Source organism: Bacteroides sp. AF34-31BH, assembly GCF_003602795.1.
In the GTDB taxonomy this organism is placed as follows: Bacteria; Bacteroidota; Bacteroidia; order Bacteroidales; family Bacteroidaceae; genus Bacteroides; species Bacteroides uniformis.
Window position 1 is genome coordinate 268,578 of sequence record NZ_QTLV01000001.1, and the last position, 16,160, is coordinate 284,737.

Consider the following 16,160-nt stretch of genomic DNA (forward strand, 5'->3'; position numbering starts at 1 on the left):
AGATATTTAAAAGTTACTGTGTTTCATGCAGGAAAATGCGCCAACATTTTCCTGCATGTTTTTCTAAACGGACTTGTGTTTCATCATACTACTTTTTAAAGGGTTAATAAACTTCTATTACCTGTCTCTCGGCATCCACATCACCATCTTCAACAAACTTGAAATGAATATTCGAGGATATTCGGAAGTGCTCCAATATTCGCTCCAAACGTTGTTTGGTAAATGTAGCCGTAAAGGAATTCTGCTTCAATGAAGCCTTTTTCAGAATGAATTCCACATTATATCTTTTGCTCAAACTCTTCAATATATCTTCAAACGGAGTGTTCCTGAAAATCAAACGTCCGTCCTTCCAACATGTTTCCACGTCTACATTGACTTCTTTCACAACGACCTTTTCCCGCACTATATCATAAATAACCTTTTGCCCCGGTATCATCATTACATTATTTCTCCTGCCGTTATTCACATAGGAGAAACTGACTTTACCCGAAACCAAAGTGGTCTGTACTGTCCTGCTCCCTTTGTAAGCCTCTACGTTGAACTCCGTTCCATGTACCACTATCTTGGAATTGTTCAGCGTGCCGACAATGAACTTCTTTTCATCTTTTGCGACAGAAAAGAATGCTTCACCCACCAACTTCACTTCCCTTTTATCATCGGCAAATCGGGAAGGATAGCGCAACGACGACGACGAGTTCAGAACGACTTCCGTTCCATCCGGCAATTCGACAGAAGTAGTCATTCCCGGATTTGTCCTGACTTCCATCATATGTATCTCTTCTTTATCCTTGTCCCAATAAAGGATAGACCACGATACCATCAAAGGGATGAATAAAATGGCGGCCGCCCGTTGCATCCCTCTAAATAATACCTGATACCTATTGACCTTTTTCTGTTTCATCTTACGATGTACATCCTCCAAGGCCTTCTTTACATCCAGCCTGGATGAAATCTGCGCCATGTCCGCCGCCAGACCGAGTGTCTGAACCTGGCGGGCTGTCCTGCGGTTCTCTTCCGATGCTTCCAGCCACTCCTCTACCAGAGCAGTTTCATCCTCCGTTGTCTCTCCTTCATAATACCTGAGAAGCAGGTTCTCCATTCCCTCTCTTTTTACCATAATTTTTATTGCTAGCTTTAATCTAAAGACAAACGGGTGAAAAGAACTCCTAAACAAAAAGCTAAAAATATTTTATATACTTAGATTATAATAGGAAAAAAAGCTATTTTTGCCCAACAATAATGAACCCCCACCCTATGAGAAACATACCATTAGAAGATACATCTTTATTATCCGCCATACAAAAAGGAGATAGAAGTGCTTTTGATGTGTTATTTCAAAAGTACTATTCAGTGCTCTGCACCTACTGCTATCGTTTTGTCCGGTTGGAAGATGCAGAAGAGATTGTTCAGGACGTCATGCTATGGCTTTGGGAAAACCGAGAAAGACCCATTATCGAATATTCGCTCAAGCAATATCTGTTCAAGGCTGTCTACCATCGTTGCATGACCCGGATTGCCCAAAATGAAGTGAAGCAACGGGCAGACACCGCTTACTATGAACGAATGTTCGCCATGCTGCAGGAGGTGGATATCTATCAAATCAACGAATTAAGCAAGCATATACAAAAGGCCATCAACGAACTGCCGCCTACTTATAGGGAAGCTTTCATCATGCATCGTTTCCAGAATCTGAGTTACAAGGAAGCTGCCGAACTACTCAACGTTTCCCCAAAAACGGTAGACTACCGCATCCAGCAGGCTTTGAAGATTTTAAGGGTCAAGCTGAAAGATTATCTGCCACTGATATTGATGCACCTGCTCACCTCGCATTAAGACCATACATAAGCGGAACGTCCCCTATACCTTGTCGGCTACACACCGGGACTTAGCCCTAAAGAGTATAGAACTGAGAGGTCAAAACATCCGGATGTTTTACCCCAATACATGGGGATGTTTTCACCCAAAACACCCGGATGTATTACCCCAAAACATCCGGGTGTATTAATGGAAAGGATGCGGATGTTATGACCTCTCAGTATACGGGTCAGACCGGTTCAGTCCTGATGGGAGAGGCACTAAGTCCCTATACATCCCGTATTCATTAATTATTCTAAAAAAAGTTAGGGAAAACTCCGGGCCACCGGTCATATAAGCAAGAAGTACCCCTATTATTATCATAACCTCAAAATGCACGCAATGAGAAAACTGATTATCCTATTGTCGGCGCTGGTGTACGTCATCCATGCACAAGCGCAATTTTCAGTGACAGCCCATCAGGAAGGATGGGACAATATCCCTCCACAAGTACAAAAACCGGGATTTTCCTTTCAGCAATCCGTACTTGCCAATATGGACGGGGACGATGCCCTTGAAGAAGTAATGCTTTTCGGACGTGACAACGGGCACTACCCCACTTTCGACCTTTTCAAGGCCTACTATGCAATCGTAGACAACTATACCAAAGAAATACAATACATTTCCGACGAGATTTATGTCACCGACAAGTACAATCTCCTTGTAGAAGACCGCAACAAGGACGGCATCTCCGAGCTCTACATATCCTACTTCAAAGATGGAAAGTTCAGCGTAGACGAACAAGGTTACAATCTGCGCACCACACGCTGCTACGACCGTATAGAATGGAACCCTACTGGCAAAAACTTTAAATCTTCCGGAAAATGAAAACAAGACTGACACTTATCCTGGTACTCCTTATTTATATAGGAGCTGCCTCGCACACACACGCACAGCAAAAGAAAGTAATCAAAACCATGATGATAGCCGGGCAGGACGGCAGCCATTACTGGCAAGGCGCCTGCGAAGCCATGAAGCAGATATTGGAAAACAGCGGAATGTTCAAAGTGGACTTCGCCTTTACACCCGACTTTGGTGGAGACATCGCTACCTTCAAACCCGATTTCCACCAATATGATTTAATCGTCATCAACTACGGCGGAGCTACATGGACAGAGCCCGTACGCAAGAATTTCGAGAAATACGTTGCCGATGGAGGCGGTGTGGTAGTGATACATTCTTCCGTCGTCCCGATGGCCGACTGGAAAGAATACAACGAGATAATAGGCATGGGGGCATGGGACGGACGAAACGAAAAGGACGGTCCGTATCTGTACTGGAAAGACGGACAATACGTCTACGACTACTCTCCGGGGTATGCCGGCTACCACGGCTTGCAGCACGAAACCGTCATAGAACACCGCGCCCCCCATCATCCTATCCTGCAAGGATTGCCTCCTCAATGGAAACACTTCAAGGACGAGATATATACCCGCCTACGCGGTCCGGTAAGAAACATGGAAATATTGGCAACCGCCTACGAACGCGGACGGCATGAACCGTTGATGTGGACAGTAAGCTACGGGAAAGGGCGCATATTCGTCGACCTCCTGGGGCACTGCGGCAACGACCCGAACATGACTTATTCCATGCGCTGCACCGGTTTCCAGGTGACTTTACTCCGGGGATGCGAATGGGCTGCCACCGGCGCCGTCACCCAAGAAGTTCCCACAGATTTCCCACTGAAGGATACTTATACATTACGTCCGGAGTTCAAGGCTCCTTTTCATGCTTACCCTGAAACCAAACACTGAATACCATGAAATACATCATCCGAACACTGCTGCTGGCATGCTGCTGCATGCAGGCACAAGCACAAGCTCCGTGGAAACCCGATACGGAACTGGAGAAACAATTACAGCAAAGCAATCATGTGCACCGCATAATGAAAGCTAATCCCGCACACGCCGGACTGACGCGGTGGGAAAAGAAAAAGGTATTGAAAAGCAGGGTACTCCCCCTGGCCGAAGATTTCGGCGCTCTGCGCCACACCGGACCCGGAACCATACATGTGGACCGTAAAGTCACTGTCTCAGGCAAAGGAAGTGTCCGTCTGGACACTCCTGCCTCCCTGGGCAAGAAGAATCCAACAAACCGGAATTACGCCACCCCGGAGATTATCCGTCCCCTCGACCGGGAAGACTTGCGGGAATACAACCGCTTTTCCGTTTGGGTATATGTGGATGCACCGGGCGTTTATCTGACCTTTGCCGGATTCACCCTATACAATGAAGGAGAGAAAATCATGCCGACTCCCGGACGCTTTGAAGGACAACACTTCGAGACTGTCTATCCCAACAAATGGCAGCACATCATATGGGAGATACCGGACCTATACCGTGACTGTGTCACCGGCTTTTCGGTAAACATCATGCTGGCAGGTGCTCCTGCAGGAGCCAGCGAATGCATGAGCCTATACATAGACGACATGCGCATCGAAAAGGTAGAAGCGGAAAACAGCCGGGGATTCGACCTGCGAAAAGATGCAATGGCCTACTGCCACAGCGGATACAAGCCGGGAGCACGCAAGCAGGCTTTGGTGCAGCACATGCCGGAAAGGGCTTTCAGCCTGCACGATGCCGCCACGGGACAAACCGTTTATCAAGGTACGGCCAGTCCTCTGAATCAGGACAAGAAGCTGGACAAAGGATTTCTTGTACTGGACTTCAGCAGTTTCAATACGCCCGGACAATACTTCCTCTCCATCGGTGATGTACAATCAAAGCCTTTCCCCATCGGAAATGATGCCTACCTGTCTACCGCCTGGCACACGCTGAACTTCTTCTTTTCCGAACGTTGCGGTTTCGACCAGCCCGGCATTCATCAGGAATGCCATCAGGATGTATTCGCCTATCATCCCGACGGACGGAGCATGAGTATTGCCGGAGGATGGCACGATGCAGCCGACCTGACTCAAGGAACGGGAAATACAGCCGAATCGTGCATCGCCCTCCTCGAAATGGCCGGTGCCGTACAAGGCAAAGACAGTATCTTCTACGAACGCCTGCTGGAAGAGGCACGCTGGGGAGTGAACTGGATTCTGCGTACCCGCTTCGGTGACGGCTACCGACTGGGTGGACTGATTATCGGCATTTGGACAAAGAATATCCGTGGTGACAAAGACGACATGCAGACAGAAGCACGAAATACGCCTACGGACAATCTGAAAGCCGCTTCCAGTTGCGCACTCGCCGCCCCTCATTTTGAAAAGAAAGACCCAGTGTTTGCACGGTGGTGCCGGAACAGTGCCATTGAGGACTTCCAATTCGCCATCGACCTGCTGGATACGCAAAGGACGGAACAGAACGAAACCGAACTTTATGCCCTTGCCACCGTCACAGCCATGCGTTTGTACCGCCTTACACAAGATGTTTACTATCTGGACTGGGCAACCCGGCTGGCACGTACCGTCATGGCGGGCCAACAGTTGGAAAAGCGTACCGACTGGAAAATCCCCCTACGAGGTTTCTTCTATGAATCTTCCCGGAAAAAACGTATTCTGGCCTATTATCACCAAAGCCAAGAGCACTTGATGGCCGAAGGACTCTCGATGCTACTGACAGATGCCCCTACCCATCCGGACGTCCCGTTGTGGAAGGCATCCTGTGAAGCCTATGCAGACTATCTACGCGGGATTTCACAACTGATTGAGCCGTACGGCATACTGCCAAGCGCCGTATACGAGGTGGATAATACCGATTATAAGAATCTGTACCACGAAGGAGAGCAGGTAGGGCTTCCCAGCCTGGAAGAATACAATGCACAAGTGCGCAACGGCATCCCTCTCTCGAAGGATTTCTATCTGCGCCGTTTCCCCGTCGCCTATCAGTTCAGGGGATTCCACGCTGTTGTCATGGGCAAAGCCAAAGCTGCCTTTATTCTTGCACGCCTATTCAACGACAAAGCGTTAAGGGATATTGCAACCCGCCAGGTAGAGTATATATTGGGCTACAACCCGTTTGCCATGAGTACCGTTTATGGAGACGGATATGACTACCCGCCACTTTACGGAGCCTATGCCGGAGATGTGGTGGGAGCTGTACCCGTAGGAATCGAAACATTCGAAAATGAGGACGAACCCTACTTCCCGATGCAAAATAACTGCACTTACAAGGAAATCTGGACACACACCACCGCACGCCTAATGTGGTGTGTAGTAGAACTGTTCAAATAAACAGTTCATTATACCGCTAAAAAAAGCTCCGGAGTTGAAGGTTCCGGAGCTTTTTCTCTGTTTTTATGTGACGGACAGTTATGCCTTTTTCAATGCTGCAATACTTTCCTTGAGAGATTTGATGATACTTTCAGCATCTGCCTGCTTCTTGCGTTCCATCTCAAGAACGGCGGCAGGAGCATTATTCACAAACTTCTCGTTACCCAGTTTCTTCAGCACACCCTGCAAGAATCCTTCCTTATGCTTCAGTTCGGCCTCCATACGGGCTATCTCGGCTTCCACGTCAATCATATTACCCAAAGGTACGGCATATTCCGTAGTACCTACCATGAAGGAAGCAGCACCGTCGGCCTTGTTCTCCACTATATTGATGGAGGAAAGGTTACACATTTTCATGATAACCGCGTTGAATGCCACAACCGGATTCTCACCGATAACCTGCAACTCAAGTGCCTCTTTTTGGGCGATGTTCTTCTGCAAACGGATGGAACGGATATTGCTGATAACCTCTTTCACCACTTCAAACTCCCGGATGATATCCTCATCTACCAATGCCGACATTGACAACGGGCTTACCATCAAGCTCTCACCGTCTGTACGGTCGCAAAGATGCTGCCACAACTCCTCTGTAATAAATGGCATGAACGGATGGAGCAGATGCAACAAGTTATCAAAGAAACCGATAGTTGCTTCATACACTTTCCGGTTGATGGGCTGGCCGTATGCCGGTTTAATCATTTCCAGATACCAGGAAGAGAATTCGTCCCAGAACAGTTTGTAAACAGCCATCAGCGCTTCACTCAAACGGTACTTGCTGAACAAATCAGCCACTTCGGCAGCTACTTCATTCTGCTTGGCCTCAAACCAGCGTACTGCCAGTTCTGAAGCTTCCGGTACCGGAACTTCCGCACTGACTTCCCAACCTTTAATCAGACGGAAAGCGTTCCATATCTTATTATTGAAGTTACGTCCTTGCTCACACAATGCATCGTCAAAGAGGATGTCGTTTCCGGCAGGAGCTGAAAGCATCATGCCCATACGTACACCGTCGGCACCGTATTTCTCAATCAAATCCAGCGGGTCGGGAGAATTACCCAACGACTTGGACATCTTACGTCCCAGCTTGTCACGGACAATACCCGTAAAATAAACATTCTGGAACGGCATCTTACCTTCATATTCATAGCCTGCCATAATCATACGGGCTACCCAGAAGAAGATAATGTCCGGACCGGTCACCAAGTCGCTGGTAGGATAATAGTAGTTTATCTCCTCGTTACCCGGATTGTTGATACCGTCAAACAAAGAGATGGGCCACAACCAGGAGGAGAACCAAGTATCCAGGCAGTCCTCATCCTGACGAAGGTCTTCCAGTTTAAGGTCTGCATTACCCATTTTCTCTTTTGCCAATGCCAAGGCTTCTTCGGGAGTGGCAGCCACTACATAACCACCTTCCGGCAAAAAATAAGCAGGAATGCGATGCCCCCACCATAACTGGCGGCTGATACACCAGTCCTTGATATTTTCCAACCAGTTCTTGTACGTATTCTTATATTTGGCAGGATAGAACTTCAACTCATCATTCATCACCGGCGGCAAAGCCATGTCGGCAAAGTGCTGCATCTTCAAGAACCACTGCATGGAAAGTTTCGGTTCGATGGGCACGTTGGTACGTTCGGAGAAACCTACCTTGTTGGTATAGGCTTCCACTTTCTCCAACAGACCGGCAGCAGCCAGGTCCTTCTCAATCTGCTCGCGCACATCGAAACGGTCCATACCGATATACAGGCCGGCAGCTTCACTAAGCGTTCCGTTATCATTGAAGATGTCGATGCTCGGCAGATTGTACTTCTCACCCAGCATGTAGTCGTTCACATCGTGGGCAGGAGTTACCTTCAGACAACCGGTACCGAACTCTATATCTACGTAATCGTCCTCGATAACCGGAATAACACGTCCTACCAACGGAACAATCACCTTCTTACCCTTCAACCAGGTATTCTTGGGGTCATTCGGATTGATGCACATGGCTGTATCTCCCATGATGGTTTCAGGGCGGGTGGTAGCAACCACTGCATAACGTCCTTCGGGGTCACCTTCTACCATATACTTCAGATAGTACAGCTTGCTGTGCTCTTCTTTGTAGATTACTTCCTCGTCACTAAGTGCGGTCAGTGCCTTAGGGTCCCAGTTCACCATGCGGACACCACGATAAATCAGACCTTTGTTATACAAGTCAACAAAAACCTTGAGCACGCTTTCACTGCGTTTCTCATCCATAGTAAAAGCTGTACGATCCCAATCGCAAGAAGCACCCAGCTTGCGGAGCTGCTTCAAGATGATGCCGCCATGTTCGTCAGTCCATTCCCAGGCATGCTTCAAGAACTCGTCGCGGGTAAGGTCTGTCTTCTTGATGCCTTGTGCGGCAAGTTTGTTCACCACCTTGGCCTCGGTAGCAATGGATGCATGGTCGGTTCCCGGCACCCAGCAGGCATTCTTGCCTTCCATGCGGGCACGGCGTACCAGAATATCTTGTATGGTATTATTAAGCATGTGTCCCATGTGCAACACACCGGTGACGTTGGGGGGTGGAATGACGACGGTGTAAGGCTCACGACCATCGGGTTTCGAACTGAATAATTTGTGGTCCAACCAATACTGGTACCACTTTCCCTCCACGTCAGCGGGATTGTACTTACTTGCTAATTCCATGTTTTTAAATCTCTATAATTAATTTATTGCGAATAACGGGCGCAAAATTAATGAATTAAAATTTAAATATATATTTTTGTCCCTACAAAACAGTATATAAAATGAGGGGGAAGCTAAAAATCCGGTATGTCATATTAATCGTGTTACTGTCTGTCACATGGGCAACACAGCTCATACCAAGTTTGGGAGAAGTATATGCGCAGTCTGTATATCCGGTAATCTCCCATATTCTGTCCTCCTTTTCAAAACTCATACCTTTTGCCGTAGGCGACTTGTTTATTTTCCTCAGCATCATCGGACTCCTTTTCAATCCCATCAGGGCACGCTATATCCAGAAAAAGAAGTGGAAACAGATTCTGCTGAACGAGATGGAATACTTGCTGTGGATATACGTATGGTTCTATCTGGCATGGGGACTGAACTACTCACAGAAAGATTTCTACGGCAGGACAAACATACCTTATACTGCCTATACTCCCGAAATCTTCCGGACATTTGTAGACAACTATATAGACAAGCTAAACGCTTCTTATACGGACATCACCTCCATTGACGAGCCACTTGTCTGCCGGGAAAGCGTATACGGATACAACCAAATCAGTGATACGCTGGGGGTACACCGCCCTCCTCACTCTTCTCCACGTGTGAAAACCATGCTTTTCACCCCGTTCATTTCCATGGTAGGCGTCACGGGAAGCATGGGACCCTTCTTCTGCGAATTTACACTGAACGGTGATTTGCTCCCGTCGCAATATCCCGCTACTTATGCCCACGAGCTGGCCCACCTACTGGGCATCACCAGTGAGGCTGAAGCAAACTTTTACGCTTATCAAGTCTGTACCCGTTCGCAAGTGAAAGAGATTCGTTTCAGCGGGTATTTCTCTGTACTCTCACATGTGCTGGGTAACGCCCGCAGGCTGATGACCGAAGAAGAATACGCAGAGCTTTTCAGCCGGATACGTCCTGAAATCATAGAACTGGCCCAAAAGAATCAACAATACTGGATGGAGAAATACAGTCCACTCATCGGAAACATTCAGAACTGGGTGTATGACTTGTACCTGAAAGGAAACAAGATTCAAAGCGGACGCAAGAACTATTCGGAAGTAATAGGCTTGCTTATCTCATACGAAGAATGGAAAAACTAAATTTCAAAACCATGCATACAAGAAAAGAACAGATGGAGGCTTTCGGCCGCTTCCTCGACATACTCGACGAACTACGCGAGAAATGTCCCTGGGACCGCAAGCAGACCAATGAAAGTCTGCGCCCTAATACTATCGAAGAGACTTATGAACTTTGTGACGCCTTGATACGCGATGATAAGAATGACATCTGCAAAGAGTTGGGCGATGTGCTGCTGCATGTAGCTTTCTACGCAAAAATAGGCTCCGAAACCGGTGATTTCGATATGAAAGACGTATGCGACCGACTTTGTGAGAAACTTATCTTCCGCCATCCCCATGTATTCGGTGATGTAAAGGCCGAAACCGCAGGCCAGGTTTCTGAAAACTGGGAACAGTTGAAGTTAAAGGAAAAAGATGGAAACAAGACAGTATTGAGCGGTGTACCCGCCGCCCTACCCTCACTCATCAAGGCTTATCGTATCCAGGACAAGGCCCGCAATGTAGGATTTGACTGGGAGAAACGCGAGCAAGTGTGGGATAAGGTAAAAGAAGAAATCCAGGAATTCCAGGCTGAAGTCGCCCACATGGATAAAGAAAAGGCTGAAGCCGAATTCGGCGATGTCATGTTCAGCCTCATCAATGCTGCCCGCCTCTACAAAATCAATCCGGACAATGCACTGGAACGCACCAACCAGAAGTTCATCAACCGATTCAACTATGTAGAAGCACACAGCATCAAGGAGGGTAAAAATCTCCATGACATGACGCTGGAAGAAATGGATAAGCTATGGAATGAAGCGAAAGCATTGGAAAAAGAAAGCAAACAAGATGATTCTTCTAAAGGTCAGGTTTAGCTGGCTAAAGCGAGGTATCTATCATTAACAAAAGAAGGTTGCTCACATCATTGTGGCAACCTTCCTTATTTGTATTCATTCACTATTCATCTTTTTCCTTGTGTTTTTCGTGGAGAAGCATCCCCCTTTTTATGCATGCCTTTCAGTAATTCACGGTGGAAACGCATTTCAGCCCTTTGCACCAGATAAATCTTTTTACAAGGCAATATTTTCTTGAACTTATCAAAGTAGGTCTTGTCCAACCGGTCAGAAGCGATACGGGCATCATATACACCTTCCATAATTTCCTCATACTGGGCTTCGGTTGTTTTTTCATCTTTCCCTTGTCGAAGCAACTTCCAAGCCTCGTCATTTAGCTGCTTTTTCCGGTCCTGCAATTCAAAATACAATGGGAAGAACTTGGCTGCCTCCTCACTCGTCAGTCCGGCTTTCTCCGTTATAAACGCTTTTTGTTTGGCACGAAACTCTTCAGGTGACAGATGCTGGTCACATCCATCGCTAGCCCAAAGCAGAGGCATAATGCCACATATCATAACCAATAAAACAATTAGTTTCTTCATTTTTAAATAGTTGAGTGTTGTTACCTTATTCTGCATCAGAGTCTGCCAAATAAACATACAATGAATAATCATCCAGCATGGAATTCTCTACGGCCATATTAATATATTCCATTTCTGTTTCCGTATCATCAGCAGCCATACGCTCTACAGATGGAGTATGCTCCGAAGAAGCTACACGGATAATCAATGCCGCACCTATAAACATGGCGGTCATATACAACCAAGGCCTTACCTTCTGCCACATTGTAGGCTCTGTCTGCACAGCAATGAGTTTCTCTTTTTCGGGAAGCCGGTTCATTACCTCTGAAGTAAGATTCTCAAAGTAGCCTTCAGGAACGCGGAAAGGATTTTCCGTCCCTATCTTTTTCTGTATTTTATCTTCTTCTTTCATAAGCTTTCTCCTTTCTGTTTAATTAGACATTGTTTTGTGGCAAAGGTTTAATACTCCTCACCCAAAAACTTTTCTATTTTCTTCACGGCATGGTGATAGGAAGCCTTCAAGGCACCTACGGAAGTACCAAATATATCGGACATCTCTTCGTATTTCATTTCCTGGTAATACTTCAGGTTAAACACCATACGTTGTTTTTCCGGCAAGGCAAGCAAGGCTTTTTGCAAAGCCATCTCTGCTTTATCACCGGAGAAGTAAGGATCACTTTCAAGCTTTTGAAGTGCATCTGCCTCGGGGTCATCCAAAGAGACTGTGGAAGCAGCCCGTTGTTTGTTCAGAAAAGTGAGGCATTCATTCAAGGCTATGCGATAGAGCCAGGTAGAGAGTTTAGCCTCTGCCCTGAAATAATCTATATTAATCCATGCTTTAATGAAAGTATTCTGAAGTAAATCATTGGCATCTTCATGAGAGAGGACCATACGACGAATCTGCCAATACAACTGCTCGCTATATTGGGTAACAATCATCTCAAATCCCCGCTTTTGTGTGCTTTCTTCTTGTAGAAGAGCCAACACTTCGCGTTCATTATAGGAAGGGGTCATAAATTTCTATTCGCATTTGTTGTTTTAGACTGCCAAAGATACGAAAAGTTTAATTCATACCGATACACAAAGTGTTTCTTTGGCAAGCTGAGTATCCGGAAAAATAGCGGATGCTTCTTGAAGCAAGACATTTTCATCTTCGTATCGTGCCGAAAAATGTCCTATCAACAACTTCTTCACCTCAGCCCTCCTGGCTATTTCGGCCGCTTGTGTAGCAGTTGTATGAAATGTTTCTTTGGCACGCGGTGCATCCTCATTCGCAAATGTCGCCTCATGAAAAAGTAAATCAACCCCTTTTATCTGCTCCACGATAGAAGGAAGATAGATGGTATCCGAGCAATAAGCATAACTGCGGGACGGAGCAGAAGGACGGGTCAACAAGTTGTTGGAAACCGTTTTTCCCTCCGGTGTCACGTAATCGGCCCCATTCTTTATACGATTCAATTCGTATACCGGCACTTGGTAGAAATCGACCATTTCACGGATAATATGGTTAGGACGCCGCTTTTCTGCAAACAAAAAGCCACAACACGGCATACGATGACGCAAAGGAATAGTAGTAACCGTCAACGAACGGTCTTCATAAATCTGCATCGGTTCTTTCGTATCAAACTCATGGAAAAGGACCTTGTACGTCATCTGCCTATTAAAAAAATCCAGCATAGGTGTCAGCAATGTTTCCAGCCCTTTTGGAGAATGGATATGCAACTCGGCTGTACGTCCTAAAAGGTTAAGTGTAGAAATCAGTCCCAATAAGCCAAAACAATGGTCTCCATGCAAGTGAGAGATAAAGATATGATTCAAACGCGAAAACTTCAGATGTGATTTACGGAACTGCAACTGCGCCCCTTCCCCACAATCAATCATAAACAGCTTGTCGCGCACGTTCACAATTTGAGACGTAGGGAAATGACGCGTTGTGGGTAAAGCGGAACCACAACCAAGAATATGTAACTCAAATTTTTCCATTCCAAACCTTCCGAACTGATTTCTACTCCTTGATTTATAGAAGAGCCTTTATCTCTGAAACTCCAAAGGATATTTCAAAAGTTTCTCCGGATTTATTCCCTTTATACAGATAGCCCACCCCTTTATCACACTTCACACATACTTCCAAGAACATGTGCAAGGCTGGATCGGAGGAGTTCAAAGAGTTCTTCACATTTGCCTTCATCTGTTCGGCATTTTCCTTCAAAGCAGACATCTGTACTACAGATTCGTCAATCGTATAATGATAAAGCACCTTATCCGACTCGATTGTCAGTTTATTGAGCATAGTGGCTTCATCCACCTGCATCGGGCACGATACGTTGGTCATCTTCACTTGCTCTTCCAGTTTCTTCTTATCACTGCTTTCAGCAGTTGAACCGCCATTCAATATATCTTTCAAGTCCTGAGTAGTCAGATAACATTCCACTTCGTTACCGGATGTCTTTCCTTTATATATGAACTTTATACCGGAATCAGTACCGACAACCAAATCCAGCATCTCTTTAATGGACCCTTGTGGATTACCGAACATAACAGTCACAGCAGACTTCATTGCATCAGGATTCTCTTTCAAAGCGTCTATATTGAGGAAACTTTCATTCATAAGCAGTACATATACCACATCCGCCCCATCAAAAGTAATACTGGATATTTCGCCGGAAGCTCCCATATCCATGGGACATTGTTTGTTGGCAGCTGCGATAGCCAGCTTGAGTTTAGACTTCTGGCCGCATGCGGTTAGTAACATCAGCGACAGGCAAGTGAACAACACCATCTTCCCTGCATTTTTGAACATGTTTTTCATAATAAATGAAAATTAAATTATTGAATATTTCTATGATTGCAAAAGTAACCACCCTGCAAAGATAAACATTTATGGAAAAACCATCCTTAATTCCATAAAATTCTATTGACAAATCATAAAAAAGAAGGGCACTTGTTTGCGCAAGTACCCTTCCTTCATTTATAGAACGGAGTAATTATTTCTTTCCAGCTTCCATCTGTTCCTTCAAGGCAGCCAAAGCATCAATGTCACCCAGAGTAGTAGATGCAGCCTGGTTTTGGATAGCAGGAGCAACGTCTTCTCTCTTACCGGTTGACTTCTTAGTAGCAGCCTTCTTTTCAGCTCTTTCTTCTGCCTTTGCAGCATCTTCGAAGATACGGCTGTGAGAAAGGATGATACGCTTAGCGTCCTTGTTGAACTCAATTACCTTGAATTCAAGCTTCTCGTCCAACTGAGCTTGTGATCCGTCTTCCTTAACGAGGTGCTTCGGAGTAGCGAAGCCTTCTACACCATAAGGCAGAGCAACTACAGCACCCTTATCCAGCATTTCGATGATAGTACCTTCGTGTACAGAACCTACTGTAAATACAGTTTCGAATACATCCCAGGGATTTTCTTCGAGTTGCTTGTGGCCAAGGCTCAAGCGACGGTTTTCCTTGTCGATTTCCAGAACTTGTACGTCGATGTCTGCACCAATCTGAGTGAATTCAGACGGATGTTTAACCTTCTTCGTCCAAGACAGGTCAGAGATGTGAATCAAGCCGTCAACACCTTCTTCGATTTCAACGAATACACCGAAGTTAGTGAAGTTACGAACCTTTGCAGTGTGCTTGCTGCCGATAGGATACTTCTCTTCGATAGTTTCCCACGGGTCAGACTTCAGCTGCTTGATACCCAAAGACATCTTACGTTCTTCGCGGTCCAAAGTCAGGACTACTGCCTCTACTTCGTCACCTACCTTCATGAAGTCTTGTGCAGAACGCAAGTGTTGTGACCAAGACATTTCAGATACATGAATCAAACCTTCAACACCCGGAGCGATTTCGATGAATGCGCCGTAATCAGCCATAACAACAACTTTACCCTTCACGTGGTCGCCAACCTTCAGGTTAGCATCCAGTGCATCCCAAGGATGCGGAGTGAGTTGCTTCAAGCCGAGAGCGATACGCTTCTTCTCATCATCGAAGTCAAGGATAACGACGTTGAGTTTCTGGTCGAGTTCAACCACTTCTTTCGGATCGCTGACACGGCCCCAAGAAAGGTCTGTGATGTGAATCAAACCGTCTACGCCACCCAGGTCGATAAATACACCATAGGAAGTGATATTCTTAACGGTACCTTCGAGAACTTGTCCTTTTTCGAGTTTACCGATGATTTCCTTCTTCTGTTGTTCCAGTTCGGCTTCGATAAGAGCCTTGTGGGAAACAACCACATTCTTGAATTCCTGGTTAATCTTAACAACCTTGAATTCCATAGTTTTGCCAACGAATACATCGTAGTCGCGGATAGGCTTCACGTCGATTTGAGAACCCGGCAAGAAAGCTTCGATGCCGAATACGTCTACAATCATACCACCCTTTGTGCGGCACTTGATGTAACCCTTGATAATTTCTTCGTTTTCCAAAGCTGCGTTTACGCGATCCCAAGAACGGGTAGCACGAGCTTTACGGTGAGACAGAACGAGCTGTCCTTTCTTGTCTTCCTGATTTTCGATGTATACCTCAACAGTATCACCAACCTTCAGCTCAGGATTGTAACGGAATTCACTCATCGGAATGATACCGTCTGATTTGTAACCGATGTTCACAACTACTTCACGCTTGTTCATTGCGATTACGGTTCCATCAACTACCTCGCGGTCGTTAACCTTGTTCAACGTATTGTCATACGCCTTTTCCAGTTCTTCGTGGCTTGCACTGGCTACTGATTCGCCGTTCTCATAAGCATCCCAGTTGAAGTCTTCAATAGGAGCTACATTCTTTAAATTTTCCATTAATAAATAAATTGTTTAACTCGTTAATTAAGTGAGACTTTATGTTGACTCATTGTAAATCGGGCGCAAAGATAGAAGTATTTTCTTGAACTACAAAACAAAAAGCATTCAAAACAGCA

14 protein-coding genes are annotated in these 16,160 nt (G+C 45.9%); 6 read left to right on the plus strand and 8 right to left on the minus strand.

What is annotated here, in order from left to right:
• Window positions 1-103: 103 nt before the first annotated feature.
• Window positions 104-1,117, minus strand: coding sequence for a FecR family protein (locus tag DWZ67_RS01135; RefSeq protein ID WP_057089738.1), 1,014 nt, complete (start codon window positions 1,115-1,117; stop codon window positions 104-106).
• A 137-nt stretch (window positions 1,118-1,254) separates the two neighbouring features.
• On the opposite strand from DWZ67_RS01135, the gene DWZ67_RS01140 reads away from it, so the two are divergent.
• The 4 genes from DWZ67_RS01140 to DWZ67_RS01155 all read left to right on the plus strand — a co-directional run bounded on the left by DWZ67_RS01140 (window position 1,255) and on the right by DWZ67_RS01155 (window position 6,028).
• Window positions 1,255-1,833 (plus strand): RNA polymerase sigma-70 factor, encoded by a 579-nt coding sequence (locus tag DWZ67_RS01140; protein ID WP_120138132.1) that lies wholly within the window; start codon window positions 1,255-1,257, stop codon window positions 1,831-1,833.
• A gap of 354 nt (window positions 1,834-2,187) precedes the next feature.
• Window positions 2,188-2,682, plus strand: a complete 495-nt coding sequence (locus tag DWZ67_RS01145; protein WP_016272905.1) for a hypothetical protein — start codon at window positions 2,188-2,190, stop codon at window positions 2,680-2,682.
• Window positions 2,679-3,608 (plus strand): ThuA domain-containing protein, encoded by a 930-nt coding sequence (locus DWZ67_RS01150; RefSeq protein WP_039162911.1) that lies wholly within the window; start codon window positions 2,679-2,681, stop codon window positions 3,606-3,608. The genes DWZ67_RS01145 and DWZ67_RS01150 overlap by 4 nt, the downstream gene beginning before the upstream one ends.
• Before the next feature lie 5 nt (window positions 3,609-3,613).
• On the plus strand, window positions 3,614-6,028 hold the full coding sequence (locus DWZ67_RS01155) for a glycoside hydrolase family 9 protein (RefSeq protein ID WP_120137981.1): 2,415 nt from the start codon (window positions 3,614-3,616) through the stop codon (window positions 6,026-6,028).
• A 78-nt stretch (window positions 6,029-6,106) separates the two neighbouring features.
• Here the strand turns inward: DWZ67_RS01155 and DWZ67_RS01160 are convergent, their stop codons facing one another.
• Window positions 6,107-8,740 (minus strand): valine--tRNA ligase, encoded by a 2,634-nt coding sequence (locus DWZ67_RS01160; protein ID WP_120137982.1) that lies wholly within the window; start codon window positions 8,738-8,740, stop codon window positions 6,107-6,109.
• Window positions 8,741-8,841: 101 nt separating this feature from the next.
• Here DWZ67_RS01160 and DWZ67_RS01165 point away from each other — a divergent pair, with 101 nt between their 5' ends.
• Both DWZ67_RS01165 and mazG read left to right on the plus strand, forming a co-directional pair.
• Complete coding sequence (locus DWZ67_RS01165) at window positions 8,842-9,888, plus strand: DUF3810 domain-containing protein (protein ID WP_057281659.1); 1,047 nt, start codon at window positions 8,842-8,844, stop codon at window positions 9,886-9,888.
• A gap of 11 nt (window positions 9,889-9,899) precedes the next feature.
• Window positions 9,900-10,721 (plus strand): nucleoside triphosphate pyrophosphohydrolase, encoded by an 822-nt coding sequence (gene mazG / locus DWZ67_RS01170; protein WP_120137983.1) that lies wholly within the window; start codon window positions 9,900-9,902, stop codon window positions 10,719-10,721.
• Between the two features lie 86 nt (window positions 10,722-10,807).
• On the opposite strand, the gene DWZ67_RS01175 is transcribed toward mazG, so the two are convergent.
• The 6 genes from DWZ67_RS01175 to rpsA form a co-directional block, all read right to left on the minus strand.
• Window positions 10,808-11,281, minus strand: a complete 474-nt coding sequence (locus DWZ67_RS01175; protein ID WP_035449335.1) for a hypothetical protein — start codon at window positions 11,279-11,281, stop codon at window positions 10,808-10,810.
• 25 nt (window positions 11,282-11,306) lie between these two features.
• Window positions 11,307-11,672, minus strand: coding sequence for a hypothetical protein (locus DWZ67_RS01180; protein ID WP_005831990.1), 366 nt, complete (start codon window positions 11,670-11,672; stop codon window positions 11,307-11,309).
• Window positions 11,673-11,719: 47 nt separating this feature from the next.
• Window positions 11,720-12,274 carry an RNA polymerase sigma factor gene (locus tag DWZ67_RS01185; protein WP_005831992.1) on the minus strand — a complete coding sequence of 185 codons (555 nt, stop codon included), beginning with the start codon at window positions 12,272-12,274 and terminating at the stop codon, window positions 11,720-11,722.
• 54 nt (window positions 12,275-12,328) lie between these two features.
• Window positions 12,329-13,243 carry a ribonuclease Z gene (locus DWZ67_RS01190; RefSeq protein WP_120137984.1) on the minus strand — a complete coding sequence of 305 codons (915 nt, stop codon included), beginning with the start codon at window positions 13,241-13,243 and terminating at the stop codon, window positions 12,329-12,331.
• A gap of 34 nt (window positions 13,244-13,277) precedes the next feature.
• Window positions 13,278-14,069 carry a hypothetical protein gene (locus DWZ67_RS01195; RefSeq protein ID WP_005831995.1) on the minus strand — a complete coding sequence of 264 codons (792 nt, stop codon included), beginning with the start codon at window positions 14,067-14,069 and terminating at the stop codon, window positions 13,278-13,280.
• Between the two features lie 175 nt (window positions 14,070-14,244).
• Window positions 14,245-16,041, minus strand: coding sequence for a 30S ribosomal protein S1 (gene rpsA / locus DWZ67_RS01200; protein ID WP_005831997.1), 1,797 nt, complete (start codon window positions 16,039-16,041; stop codon window positions 14,245-14,247).
• Between the last annotated feature and the right edge of the window lie 119 nt (window positions 16,042-16,160).

Excerpts from the sequence above, each read along its gene's own strand:
- DWZ67_RS01135 (WP_057089738.1), bottom strand. The coding sequence starts at position 1,117 with ATGGTAAAAAGAGAGGGAATGGAGAACCTGCTTCTCAGGTATTATGAA.
- DWZ67_RS01140 (WP_120138132.1), top strand. The coding sequence starts at position 1,255 with ATGAGAAACATACCATTAGAAGATACATCTTTATTATCCGCCATACAA.
- DWZ67_RS01145 (WP_016272905.1), top strand. The coding sequence starts at position 2,188 with ATGCACGCAATGAGAAAACTGATTATCCTATTGTCGGCGCTGGTGTAC.
- DWZ67_RS01150 (WP_039162911.1), top strand. The coding sequence starts at position 2,679 with ATGAAAACAAGACTGACACTTATCCTGGTACTCCTTATTTATATAGGA.
- DWZ67_RS01155 (WP_120137981.1), top strand. The coding sequence starts at position 3,614 with ATGAAATACATCATCCGAACACTGCTGCTGGCATGCTGCTGCATGCAG.
- DWZ67_RS01160 (WP_120137982.1), bottom strand. The coding sequence starts at position 8,740 with ATGGAATTAGCAAGTAAGTACAATCCCGCTGACGTGGAGGGAAAGTGG.
- DWZ67_RS01165 (WP_057281659.1), top strand. The coding sequence starts at position 8,842 with ATGAGGGGGAAGCTAAAAATCCGGTATGTCATATTAATCGTGTTACTG.
- mazG (WP_120137983.1), top strand. The coding sequence starts at position 9,900 with ATGCATACAAGAAAAGAACAGATGGAGGCTTTCGGCCGCTTCCTCGAC.
- DWZ67_RS01175 (WP_035449335.1), bottom strand. The coding sequence starts at position 11,281 with ATGAAGAAACTAATTGTTTTATTGGTTATGATATGTGGCATTATGCCT.
- DWZ67_RS01180 (WP_005831990.1), bottom strand. The coding sequence starts at position 11,672 with ATGAAAGAAGAAGATAAAATACAGAAAAAGATAGGGACGGAAAATCCT.
- DWZ67_RS01185 (WP_005831992.1), bottom strand. The coding sequence starts at position 12,274 with ATGACCCCTTCCTATAATGAACGCGAAGTGTTGGCTCTTCTACAAGAA.
- DWZ67_RS01190 (WP_120137984.1), bottom strand. The coding sequence starts at position 13,243 with ATGGAAAAATTTGAGTTACATATTCTTGGTTGTGGTTCCGCTTTACCC.
- DWZ67_RS01195 (WP_005831995.1), bottom strand. The coding sequence starts at position 14,069 with ATGAAAAACATGTTCAAAAATGCAGGGAAGATGGTGTTGTTCACTTGC.
- rpsA (WP_005831997.1), bottom strand. The coding sequence starts at position 16,041 with ATGGAAAATTTAAAGAATGTAGCTCCTATTGAAGACTTCAACTGGGAT.